General features: G+C 72.7%; 6 protein-coding genes. All 6 read right to left on the reverse strand.

The features are described 5' to 3' along the window. Nucleotides 1-3: 3 nt before the first annotated feature. Nucleotides 4-1,410, reverse strand: a complete 1,407-nt coding sequence (locus tag N5875_RS34480; protein WP_318207324.1) for a M1 family metallopeptidase — start codon at nt 1,408-1,410, stop codon at nt 4-6. A 44-nt stretch (nt 1,411-1,454) separates the two neighbouring features. Next, nucleotides 1,455-5,363, reverse strand: a complete 3,909-nt coding sequence (locus tag N5875_RS34485) for a Pls/PosA family non-ribosomal peptide synthetase (protein WP_338498172.1) — start codon at nt 5,361-5,363, stop codon at nt 1,455-1,457. Nucleotides 5,364-5,458: 95 nt separating this feature from the next. Continuing rightward, nucleotides 5,459-7,885, reverse strand: coding sequence for an alpha-N-acetylglucosaminidase (locus N5875_RS34490; protein ID WP_338498174.1), 2,427 nt, complete (start codon nt 7,883-7,885; stop codon nt 5,459-5,461). Nucleotides 7,886-7,958: 73 nt separating this feature from the next. Continuing rightward, entirely contained in the window at nt 7,959-9,467 is a 1,509-nt protein-coding gene (locus tag N5875_RS34495) for an MFS transporter (protein WP_338499353.1), read from the reverse strand. Nucleotides 9,468-9,675: 208 nt separating this feature from the next. Beyond that, a complete protein-coding gene (locus N5875_RS34500; protein WP_338498177.1) occupies nt 9,676-11,328 on the reverse strand; it encodes an ADP-ribosyltransferase domain-containing protein in 1,653 nt (550 codons plus the stop codon). Between the two features lie 124 nt (nt 11,329-11,452). Beyond that, a complete protein-coding gene (locus N5875_RS34505) occupies nt 11,453-12,121 on the reverse strand; it encodes a macro domain-containing protein (RefSeq protein WP_318206335.1) in 669 nt (222 codons plus the stop codon). Between the last annotated feature and the right edge of the window lie 60 nt (nt 12,122-12,181).

Here is a 12,181-nt window from a genome sequence, read left to right on the forward strand (position 1 = left end):
CCCCTACGCGGACGCCCTGCCGAGACCCCCGGATCCGCCGTTCGTGGGCGGGTACGCGGGGCGTTCCGGTATCGACGGGGAACCGTGCGGGGACGGGAGGGGAGGCAGGGACGGCTGCTGCAGCCAGGCCGTGAGCAGGGCGTCCACCGGCTCCGTCGCGTAGCGGGACACATGGGCCGTGAAGGCCGCGGTGGTCACCACGCCGTGGCGGTGCACGGTCGCCCAGTCGCGCAGCATGCGGAAGAAGGCGCCGTCGCCCAGGGCGCAGCGGATCGCGTGCACGGTGAGGCCCCCGCGCTCGTACAGGCGGTCGTCGAACATCAGCTTGCGCCCGGGGTCGGCGAGCTTCAGGTCCTGCGGTTGGGCGGAGAGCAGCCGGTGCGCGATGGCCGCGAGCTCGTGTGCCGTGCGGCCGCCGGAGCGCTCCGACCACAGCCACTCGGCGTACTTGGCCAGGCCCTCGTTCAGCCAGATGTGCCGCCAGTCGGCGATGGTCACGCTGTTGCCGAACCACTGGTGAGCGAGCTCGTGCGCGACGAGGCGCTCGGAACCGCGCGCGCCGTCCACGTGGTTGGCGCCGAAGAGGGAGAGCCCCTGGGCCTCCACCGGCACGTCGAGCTCCTCGTCGGCGACGACCACCGCGTACTCGCCGAACGGATACGGCCCGAAGAGCTCCTCGAACAACTGCATCATCGCGGGCTGCCGGGCGAAGTCACGCGAGAAGCGGGGCAGCAGATGCGCCGGCACATGGGCGCTCTGCGGCACCCCGCCGAGCCCGGGGTCCCCGAGCAGCACCGTCTGGTACATGCCGATGGAGAGACCGACCAGATAGCTGGACGTCGGTGCGGCCTGCTCGTACACCCAGGTGGTCGTGCTGGCCTTGGTCGTACGGGTGAGCAGCCGGCCGCCCGCCACCACGGTGTACGCGGAGGGCGTGTTGACCGAGATCTGGTACGAGGCCTTGTCGGCGGGCCGGTCGTTGCACGGGTACCAGGAGGGCGCGCCGACGGGCTGGCTCGCGACCAGCGCGCCGTCGGTCAGCTCCTCCCAGCCGAGCCCGCCCCACGGGCTGCGCACCGGCTTGGGGTTGCCGGCGTAGTGCACCTCCACGGTGAACGCGGCGCCCGCGGACAGCGGCTTGGCGGGGCGCACCCGGAGCTTTCCGCCGCGGTGGGTGTAGTGCGGCGCCCGGCCGTTCACCAGGATCCGGCCGACCTTGAACTCCGAGAGGTTCAGCTGGAACTCGGTGAGCGGCGCCCGGCCGGCGATCGCGCTGAGCCGCGCCGTCCCGGCCAGCCGGTTGGGGCCGGGACGGTACTCCAGAGCGAGTTCGTACCGATGCACGCGGTAACGGGAGTCGCCGTGGTCAGGGAAGTACGGGTCCGATGCCGTTGTCCGCTCGCCGCTCACTGCTGCTCCCGCTCCCTGCCCTGTGCTGTGCTCGTGCTGCCCGTTCAGGCCCGCCACGCCTCGATCGGATTGCCCAGCCAGCGGGTGTCGGCGGGGACGGATTCCCCGGCCATCACGAGAGAGGCGGGACCCAGCGTGCTGCGGGCCCCGACCGAACTGCCGGGCAGGACGATTCCGCCCGGGCCCAGGGTGGCGCCCTCGCGGAGGACCACAGTATCCGTCCTCAAGATCCGGTCGTGGAAGAGGTGAGTCTGCAGGACACAGCCACGATTCACGCTGACCGCGTCGCCGAGGACGACCAGGTCCGTCTCGGGAAGCCAGTAGCTCTCGCACCACACACCCCGGCCGACCCTGGCCCCGAGCCCGCGCAGCCACAGGTTGAGCAGCGGCGTCCCCGGCACAGAGCCGACCAGCCACGGCACGGCGAGGACCTCGACGAACGTGTCGGCCAGCTCGTTGCGCCACACGAAGCCGGACCAGAGCGGGTGCTCGCCCGTCCGGTGCCGGCCCACGAGCAGCCACTTGGCGGCCACCGCGACCAAACACGCGGCCGCACCGGCGGCGAGCAGGACCGCCCCGGACAGCAGCGCCGTGCCCCAGACCCCCGGACCGTTCGCCGTCGCCAGGGCGCAGAGGGCCGCCACGGTCAGGACCGCCAGGGCGGCCGAGGAGAACACCGGGAGCAGCCGGCACAGCTCCACCAGACCGCGCGCCCACAGCAGCCGCGCGGGCGGGTCGTACGTCCTGCTCTGGTCGGAGTCCGCCGCCGACCGCGGCAGTCTGACCGGGGGCAGGCCCAGGTACGAGCTGCCCTTCTTGGCCTTCTTCGGCGTCGCCGACAGCACGCCGACCAGTCCGTCGTCCGGCACCGTGCGGCCCGGCGCGGTCATGCCGGAGTTGCCGAGGAACGCCCGGCGGCCGATCTCGGAGTGCCCGATCCGCACCCAGCCGCCGCCCAGCTCGTACGGGGCGGTCAGGGTGTCGTCGGCGAGGAACGCGCCCTCGCCGACCGTGGTGAGGCTCGGCAGCGCGAGCACTGTCGACACCTCGGCGCCCCGGCCGATCTTCATCCCGAGCAGCCGCAGCCAGACCGGGGTGATCAGCCCGGCGTACAGGGGGAACAGCGTCTCCCGCGCCAGGTCCATCAGCTGCGTGACGGTCCACGCCTGCCAGGCGACCCGGCTGTGCGTGGGATGGCTACCGGTGCGCAGCCCGAGGCTGAGCAGCCGTACGGCGACCAGGACCAGGGACGCGTACGCGAAGCCGTACGCGAGCGCCCCGGGCACCACCGCGAGCAGCGCACCCCGCAGTGCCTCGGCGAGCCCGGCGTCGGCGGGCACGAAGAGGCTCACGACGAGCAGCGCGGGCAGGGCGGCGAGCACCGGCAGCACGGTGAGGAGGAAGCCGGTCGCCCCGTACGTGGCCCGCCAGTGGAGCGGGCGCGCCGGCCGTTCCTTGGGCCAGTTCCGCTTGGCCTTGCCGAGCTTGCCCGCGGGCGCCCCGGCCCAGCGCTGTCCGGTCGGGATCTGCCCGGCCACGGCGGAGCCGGGGGCCACCTCGGCCCGCTTGCCGACCCGAGCCCCGGGGAACAGCAGGCTGCGGGTGCCGACCACGGCGCCCGCCCCGACCTTCACCGGGCCGATCTCCAGCCGGTCGCCGTCCAGCCAGTACCCGGAGAGGTCCACCTCGGACTCCACGGCACAGCCGCGCCCGAGCTTGAGCATGCCCGTGACCGGAGGCAGCGAGTGCAGATCCACGTCGGGGCCGACCTTGGCGCCGAGCGCCCGCGCGTAGCGCTCCAGCCAGGACCCGGTGAGCGAGGTCGCGCCGACGAACTCGGCGAGCCGCTCGGCCGTCCACAGCCGCAGGTGGACGCTGCCGCCGCGCGGGTGGCGCCCCGCCTTCACCCCGCGCAGCAGCAGCCGGGCGCCGCCCGCCGCGATCGCGAGCCGCCCGGGCGGGCTGAAGAGCAGCGCCGCACCGGCGGCCACCATCCACCACGAGGCGGTCGGCGCCCACGGATAGGCCCCGAACCAGTGCAGGACGTTGCCCAGCGCGAGCAGCGCCACCGTCCAGCGGAGCCCGATCACGGTGAACAGCGGAAGCAGCAGGACGGTCTGGAGGAGTCCGGCCCGGAACGGGACCGGCGGAATGGTCCGTACGTCCCCGTCGTCCTGGACGGACTTCTCCAGGCGCCGGGCCAGCTTGCGCAGGGTGGGCTGCTGGTAGATGTCGACGACGGCCGCGCTCGGATAGCGGGTGCGCAGCCGGGTGGTGAGCTGGGCGGCGGCGAGGCTGTTGCCGCCGATCGCGAAGAAGTCGTCGGCGGCGCCGGTGACGGCAACGCCGAGGGTCTCGCTCCACTGCTCGGCCAGCCAGGCCTCCGTGCCGTACAGCTGCTCGGCGGGGCCGGTGGTCTCCAGGTCGGGCAGGGGCCACGGCAGCGCGTCCCGGTCCACCTTGCCCGAGGTACGGGTGGGCAGCTCGGCGACGGGCGCGAGGAGCGGCACCAGGGCCGCGGGGAGCTCGGCGCGCAGCCGTTCGACCGCCGCCGCGTGGTCCCAGCCCTCCTGCGTCACGAGATAGCCCACGAGCAGCTGGTTGCCGCTGCGCGCGGTACGGACGGCGGCGGCCGCGCCCGCGACACCGGGCAGGCCCTGGAGGGCGGAGTCCACCTCGCCCAGCTCGATGCGGCGGCCGCCGAGCTTGATCTGCTCGTCGCCGCGGCCGAGGAAGACCAGCCCCTCCGGCTCGGCGCGGACGAGGTCGCCGCTGCGGTACGCGCGCTCCCAGCCGAGGGATTCCAGCGGGGCGTACTTCTCCGTGTCCTTCTCGGGGTCGAGGTAGCGGGCGAGACCGACGCCGCCGATCACCAGCTGGCCGCTGCCGCCCATCGGCACCGGCTCGCCGGACTCGTCGACGACGGCCAGCTCCCAGCCGTTCAGGGGGAGACCGATCCTGATCGGCTCCTCACCGGTCAGCAGGGAGGCGCAGGCGACGACGGTCGCCTCGGTGGGGCCGTACGTGTTCCACACCTCGCGGCCCTCGGTGACCAGGCGCTGGGTCAGCTCGGGCGGGCAGGCCTCGCCGCCGAAGATCAGCAGCCGGACCTCGTCGAGGGTCTCCGGATCCCAGAGCGCGGCGAGGGTCGGGACGGTGGAGACCACGGTGATCTCCTGCTCCACCAGCCAGGGGCCGAGGTCGGCGCCGCTGCGCACCTGCGACCGGGGGACGGGCACCAGGCAGGCGCCGTAGCGCCAGGCCAGCCACATCTCCTCGCAGGAGGCGTCGAAAGCGACGGAGAGGCCCGCCATGACCCGGTCGCCGGGTCCGATCGGCTCGTCCACCAGGAACAGCGCGGCCTCGGCGTCCACGAACGCGGCGGCGCTGCGGTGGCTGACGGCGACGCCCTTGGGCTTGCCCGTGGAGCCCGAGGTGAAGATGATCCACGCGTCGTGTTCGGGCCCGGGGCGCGCGGCGGCGGCCCCGTCGCCCTCCCGCCCGGTGACCTCGATCCGCTGCTCCGCGCCGACGACGGCCCGCACGCCGGCCTCCCCGAACACCAGCTCGGCCCGCTCGTCCGGGTCCTCGGCGTCGACCGGCACATAGGCGGCTCCCGCGGAGAGCACGGCGAGGATGGCCACGTACAGCTCATTGGTCCCGGACGGCACCCGGACGCCCACCCGGTCGCCGAGCCCCACACCGGCGGCCGCGAGCGCGCGCCGCCGGCGCTCCACCTCGGCGGCCAGCGCCCGGTAGGTCAGCCGGGTGCTGCCGTCGTCCAGGGCGAGCTCGTCGGGGTGGGCCCGTACCGACGCCTCGAAGACGTCGACGAGGGTGCGCACCGGGGCGGCGGGCCCGGCGGAGAACCGGGCGGACTTTCCGGACTCCTCCTCCCACGCGTCCCCGTCGTGGAGCAGAGTGGCGTCACCGTGCTCTGGTGTGGCTGCCATCGGACCTCGCGTCTCGTTCCCGGCAACGTCCGGGTCGTCGGCGGAGCCCGGGTCTGCCCAGGTTGTTCCGGTCCGACGCCAAACAGCCCGCCAGTCTAGTGCGTAGGCCAGGATTCTCCGGTCGACACCTTGCGCGTGGCTGGTTGGGAGCGGTATTGGAGCCGGATTCGAGGTGACCGGAGGGTGTCCGCCGACGCCGCGGGACCGGCCGGGGCAGCCAGAGCCGCCAGCACCTCGCCCGCCAGGGCGAAGGGGTCACCCGTGGGCGTCGTCGGGTAGCGCTGATGGCCGCGCGCCCAGGCGTCGTCGTGCGCGAACCAGTCGACGGCGAGCGGCTGCGTGCCGTTCACCAGCGCACGGTCGAGACTCGCGAAGTACGCGGCCCAGCGCGGCGCGTAGACGTCCTGGACGAGGCCGGACCACTCACGGTTGGCGTAGTCGTGCAGACCGCCCGACTCACTCGGTCCCTTGTCGGCCCAGGTGGTGAGGATCGAGCGGGCGTCGTACTCCAACCGGTCGCGTTCCGCCCGGTCGGCTCCCCAGGAGCGCGCGTCGGCGAGCCAGGGACCGATCAGGAACCGCCGGTCGGATCCGACGAGCCGCCCGAGCAGTTCCTCCTGCTCCTGCCACTCCCGTACCAGCGCCCGGAATCCCGCCAGGTCCTCGGCCTCGTACGCGGCCTTGATACGGGGCAGCAGGACCCGGCTGCGGTTGGTGAGCGCCTGCCGTGCCACGTCCACGAGGTCGAAGCGGTACGCGTCCGTGGTCCGCAGCCGGGGCGCCACCTGGAGGAGCTCCGCGAGTGCCCGCTCGACGGTGGCGGCGTCGTACCGCATGGCCCGCGGGCTCCATTTCGCGGCGGTGGCCGCCGTCAGAGCCGGCCGCGCGGTGAAGAGGCTGTCCTGCGGCTCGCTCCAGGTGCCGGACCGCATGCTGTACGGGCCGCGACGCAGCTGCTCCCAGGCGGCGGCCGCATGGGGATCCGTACCCCCGTAGCGCCGGGCGGCGTACGCGGCGAACCAGCTCTTCTGGTCGATCGGGCCGGGCTGCCAGGCGAGTTCGGTGAAGAGGTCGAACGCGGCGGGGTTCCCGCCGGTGCCTTCGGGGAGGTACGCGATGCCGCGCAGGGCGCTGTCCTGCTTGCCGAGCCAGGCGTGGAAGCGGTTCACCCACGCGCCGGTGTTGGCGCCGATGCTGGTGTGGCCGCCGAAGTTGGGGATCGTGCCGAAGGCGTACGGCGTGCCGCCCCACCGGGTCTCGCGGTCGAGCCCGTCGTACCGGTCGGAGAGGCCGTCGACGATCAGGACCCGGCGGCGGTCGACGCCGCTCAGGAGGGCCGGGGTCGGGTTGTTCTGCCAGCCGAGCATGACCCAGGTGGCGCCGGGGCTGGCGGTGTCCAGGGCTCGCTGGACGGCCCCCGCGGCCGCCGCGACGTCGACCCCTCCCGCGACCCCGCCCTCGTGCAGCAGGTCCATCTTGAACATGTCGCTGACCCCGAACCGCGCCTGCTGGAAGCGGTAGTAGGCGGCGGCGAGCCGGGCGAAGACCGGCCCGGTCGGATCCAGCCAGTTGGGCCGGTCGAAGCCCACCCATCTGCCCTGCGGAACAGTGACCGCGCCCTGGTTCCGGGTGGCGAAGTCCGAGGGCACGGTGCCGAAGAACCCCGGCAGGACGGGCGTCATCCCGAGCGAGCGGAGGTGACGCGTGATCCGGCCGCCCAGCGTCGCGCGGGCCTCGACGAGCTGTTCGGAGACCGGACCGGCGAAGCCCGACAGGTTCTGCAGCAGCCACCACCCCTGATGGGCCGGGGCGGGGATCCAGTCGCGCAGCTCCGCCGCGCTGTAGCCGAACTCCTGGAGCGCCCGGTAGTACGGGTATTCGGCCCCGGTCGGGACGAAGACCTCGTTCACGCCGTGCAGCGCCATCAGGTCGATGTCGTGCTGGTAGGAGGCGAAGTCGCGGTAGGCGCCGGAGTACCCCTCGTCGGTGTCGTTCAGGGCGTAGCGGTGGGGCACGGACGCCGAGCGGGTGATGGTCCTGGCGACCGCGGGCAGCGTGCGGGGCAGCCGGCCGACGCTGGCGCCGGGCCATCCGAGGTCGACCCCGGCGACCCGCTCCAGATACCAGCCGACACCGGTGAGGAGGGTGGCCGGCGAGGTGCCCCGGACCACGATCGCCCCGGCCTTGCCCGAGACCGTGAAGTAGTCGCCCGAGGTGGGCTCCTCGACCGGGACGAGGGTGAACTGCGCCGCCCGGGAGGGCAGCAGGCGCTCCAGGGCGGCCCGGGCGGGCGCCGGGTCGAAGGGGACGTTCGGGCCGAGGGCCGCCGAAGGGGCGACGGAGGCGTGCGGCGGCCCGGCCGCGGCGGCGGTGGTGCCCGGCAGCGGTTGCACTCCGGGCGCGACCGCCGCCATGGCGGCGAGCACGGTGGCGGCGAGGGCGGTGCGCCGACGAGGGGTGAGGACGCCATGGCGGCGGGAGGTGAGGACGGAACGGCATCGACGGAACAGGCTGCGGCCCATGTGGCTCCTGCTGGGGGAACTGGGGGGGGGAGGGGGGAACTGGGGGAAGAGGTCAGCGACGGGGAGGGCGAGTTCAGCTGTCGGGGGTGCGCTCGGTGACCCGGGTCCCAGGGTGGGCGAGCGCGCACAGGAAAGCGACGGCCAGGGCGATCGCCATGCCGTAGAACACCCATTGGTTGGCCTCGGCGAAGTCCATCCGGATCGCGTCCCCGGCCCCTTGCAGGGCCCTCGCCACCGGCCCGTCACCGGTGGGGCCTTGGCCGTCCGGGTGACCGGTGACCGCCTCGGCGACCTTCTCCGCCGTGGCCGAGGCCTCGGCCGGCGGCAGGCCGCGGTCCTGGAGCGTGGCGGTGATGCGGTCCGTGGAGACATGGGCCAGCAGGGTACTGAAGACGGCCATGCCGATGGCGGCCGCGTAGTTGCGGATCGTCTGGGTGATGCCCGTGACCTCGCCGTACGAGGCGCCGATGGCCCGGTTGACCGCGTCGGTGGAGGCGGGTGCGAGCAGGAAGCCGATTCCGGCGCCCGCCATGGCCGCGTACGGCCACTGGTCGTGCATCGACAGATCGGTCATCTTCTGGGCCCAGAGGGAGAACCCGACCGCGCCGAGCGCGCAGCCGAGCTTCATGGCCGGGCGGGCACCACGCTTGTCGAGGATCCTGCCGCCCCACTGCGAGGCGATGCCGAAGCCGATGAAGAAGTACAACAGGAACAGCGCGGCCTGGTTCGGCGAGGCGCTCAGCGACACCTGGGCGTACACGGACGAGAAGAAGAAGACCGGCACGAAGGCGAGCATCGCGAAGAACAGCACGAGACTGTCGACCGTGAAGGCCCGGTCCCGGAAGACGTCGAAGTCGATCAGCGGGTGGGTGGTGCGCCGCTCGTGGCCGAGGAAGAGCACCAGGACGAGCAGGCCGCCGATGACACAGGCCCAGGTCGCGACGCTGCCCCAGCCCCAGGACGAGGCCTGCTGGAAGCCCAGCACGCTCAGACCCATCCCGACGGCGACGAGCGCGGCACCGACGACGTCCAGCCGTTCGGAGCGGCGGCTCTCGGGGATTCGGGCGAGCAGGGCGAGCACGATGGCGACGACGGCCACCGGCACGTTGACCCAGAAGATCGCCCGCCAGGTCCACGCGGTCAGCCAGCCGCCGAGCAGGGGCCCGAGGGCGGTGAGGGCACCGGAGAGCCCGAAGAAGAGCGCGAGGGCCCGGCCGCGCCGCTCGACGGGGAAGACGGCGATGACGACGGCCAGCGCCGCCGGGAACATCAGGGCCGCGCCGAGGCCCTGGGTGGCGCGGAAGACGATCAGCCAGGTCTCCGCGAGGCCGCCGGCCGGCACACATCCGCACAGCACCGACGAGAGGACGAAGACCAGGGTGCCGACCAGCATGACGAGGCGGTGTCCGAAGAGGTCGGAGAGCCGGCCACCGAGCGCGAAGAACGCGGCGAGGGAGAGCAGGTAGGCGTTGACGACCCACTGCATGCCGGAGGAGGAGAGCCCGAGCTCGGCGGTGATGTTCGGGGCGGCGATCGACACGATGGTCTGGTCGATGAAGGTCATCGACACCGCGAAGAGCATGGCGGTGAGCGCCAGCTGCCGGCGGGGCGCCTCGGCGGTGGTGCGGGCCGGCGCGGGGGGTGGGGGAGTACCTGCCATGTACGGATGATCGTCCCGGGACACCGGGCGTGCATGCCGGGGCCGCCGCCCGGGGGGCGGCGGCGCCGGAAGGGTGAAGCGTTGACGACGGGAGCCGTACCGAGCCCCGCCGGACGAGGCTCAGCCGAAGCTAGGACACCAGACCCTGGCCCTCCAGCTCGGTCAGCCGCACGGTGCAGAGACCCCCGCGCTCGGCCTTCACCTCCGTCACCGTCAGCTGGGTGCCCGGCGCGAGGATGTACTCCTCCTCGCCCGTGAACGCCGAGAACCGCCGGATCGCCACCGCCCGCGCCGGCGTGACCTCGAACAGGGTCCGCCTGCCGCGACTCCCGAGGAAGGCCTTCGCCACGCCCAGCTCGGACGTGCACGACGACACGCCCCACCACGTCACCGTCTGCCCCAGCGGATACTGCGACCGCAGATCCAGCGCCACACCCCGCCACAACGGCCGGGTCTGCGCCGGCAGTGACTCCACCGCCGAGAACAGCAGCCGCAGATACGGCAGGTAGGGCACCAGCCGCTCCCGGTCGGGGGACCGCAGCACGGCGTTGATCTCACGGTAGAACGCCGACTCGCAGGTGTAGAGGTGCAGCGCCGAGATCGCGTCGGCGGAGAGTCCCTCACCGAACGCGGACTCCCCGAGCGCCGCCTCGGCGACCTTCGACTCGCCGAACGTGCTCGACCTCTCGATGTGCCGGTCCAGCCGTGCGAGGACCCGTGACACCGGCTCGACGGCCTTGCGGAAGTCCATCAGCGGGGTGTCGAACACCCCGGTGATGGCCGGAAGGACGAGTCCCTCGTCCTTGACGCTCGTGAGCCGCTCCAGATACAGCTGGTGCAGCTCCATCGTCGAGGCGATGAACGCCCCCATCCGCTCCGCGACGTCGCCGCCCGCCGTGCCGTCCGCGCCTGCCGCCTTCCGGTCCCAGCCCTTGCTCGGCAGCCAGTCGACCGGCTCGGCGCCCACTGCGGCCAGCGCGTCGTTCACCTGGGCGAAGTGGTCCCCGTCGCAGAAGCTGTCGCCCTGGGCGGCCGGGTTCGCGTGGTCGAGGTGACGGACCTCGACACCCGGATACTTCTTCTCCAGCCGCTGGACGACCCTCTTCAGGCTCCGGGCGTGCGCGCCCCACCAGGCGAACACCACACCCCGGTCCTCCTCCGAGGCGTCCTGCTTCGCCCGGAGGATCTCCTCGACGATCTGCTCGGCCACCGGCCGCCAGAACGTCGTGTGATGATCCGTCGGCATCGCCCCGTCCGCACTCGCCGTGAGAGAGGCGTTGAGCAGCAGCACACCCTGGGTGAGCATCGCCTGGAACCACTCGGGCGGTGCGACGGTGTCCTCCTTCTTCAACAGCGCCCGGACGTCGGCGATCGGCGTCTTCTTGACGATGCCGTACTTCCACACCGCGGCCGCCTTGATGATGCAGCGGATGCTGACCACACGGCCGAACTGACTGTCCTTCCAGTCGTTGAAGGTGTTGTCGAACATCGCGATACCGGTCGCGCTCTCCGCCCGCGGATACGGATTCTGCCCGAAGGCGACCACCTTCCACTTGTGCGGCGGATGAGGCTTCAACGCCTGAAACGTCAACTCGCGCACCGGAACCACCTCCGGACTGCGCTTCGGACCGATGAAGTCGGCCGCCCCCGGCTGCGCCTCGATCACCGGAGCCAGCAGCGGAAGCCACGGCTCACCGCCCCCGGTGAACAGATCGGCGAGGCCCAGGGGGTCCCCGGCGGAGGAACCCGCGTCGCCGCCGGCCGTCACGTCGACATCATTCACGAGAACAGAACTCCCAGAACTCGGACCGGCCGCCCCCTCGGGCCCACCGGAGTGCTGTACGGATGAGGTGTGGTCGTCGCCGGCGTCCCCGCCCTGTGCGGTGCCGGCCTGCGGAACCTTCGCGTCAGTGACGAAAGGAACGTCGCTGCGGGACGTTGATCCGGACCCGCCGCGCGGACCCCGCTCCCTCGATGTCGTCGAGCTGCCCGAGCACCGCGGCCCGCAGCTCGTCGTAGTCCGCGAATCCGTGGTCGTGGAAGAGCGCGTAGCCCGTCCACATCAGATTGGCGCACACCCCCGCGGGCACCCGGCCCGTCTGCGCGCCCATCCCCACGAGCGCCACCGACCTGATGCTCCCGGGCTTCACCCGGTTCTGCAGGTGCACCGCCTGGAACGCCGCCGCGCACGCCAGCGCCACGTTCATCGTCTCGCTGACGTTCTGCGAGGACTGCCGCATGGTCGGCGTCGAGATCAGATACCGCGGTACGGCCGCCCCGGACGGGACGCACACCGCGCTGCCCACCGGCAGGCTCCCGCCGAACCGGTCGCGGATCGCCCGCTGCACCCTCACCTGGATTCCCGCGCCGAGGTGCCGCTTGACGACGGCGTCGACGCCACCGTCCATCCGGCCCCGGGCGTTGGTGGGGGACACCCACGCGTCGACATCCACGTCGAGCAGGGAGCCGCGCCGGATCTCCACCTCGGGCGTGTCCGCGAACGCGGACCGCCAGGCCGCCACCACCTCGTCGTTGACATCGACCAGAACGACCCTCAACGCACGCTCGACACCCACGAATTCGCCCCTCTCGCACTACCGCTCGAACAAGATCGAAGCTATCGCGAGGCACTGACA

The sequence above is a fragment of the Streptomyces sp. SJL17-4 genome (genome assembly GCF_036826855.1).
Classification (GTDB): domain Bacteria; phylum Actinomycetota; class Actinomycetes; order Streptomycetales; family Streptomycetaceae; genus Streptomyces.

Bases quoted from the DNA above. Each gene is read 5' to 3' on its own strand.
- N5875_RS34485 (WP_338498172.1), bottom strand. From the start codon at position 5,363: ATGGCAGCCACACCAGAGCACGGTGACGCCACTCTGCTCCACGACGGG.
- N5875_RS34490 (WP_338498174.1), bottom strand. From the start codon at position 7,885: ATGGGCCGCAGCCTGTTCCGTCGATGCCGTTCCGTCCTCACCTCCCGC.
- N5875_RS34495 (WP_338499353.1), bottom strand. From the start codon at position 9,467: ATGCTCTTCGCGGTGTCGATGACCTTCATCGACCAGACCATCGTGTCG.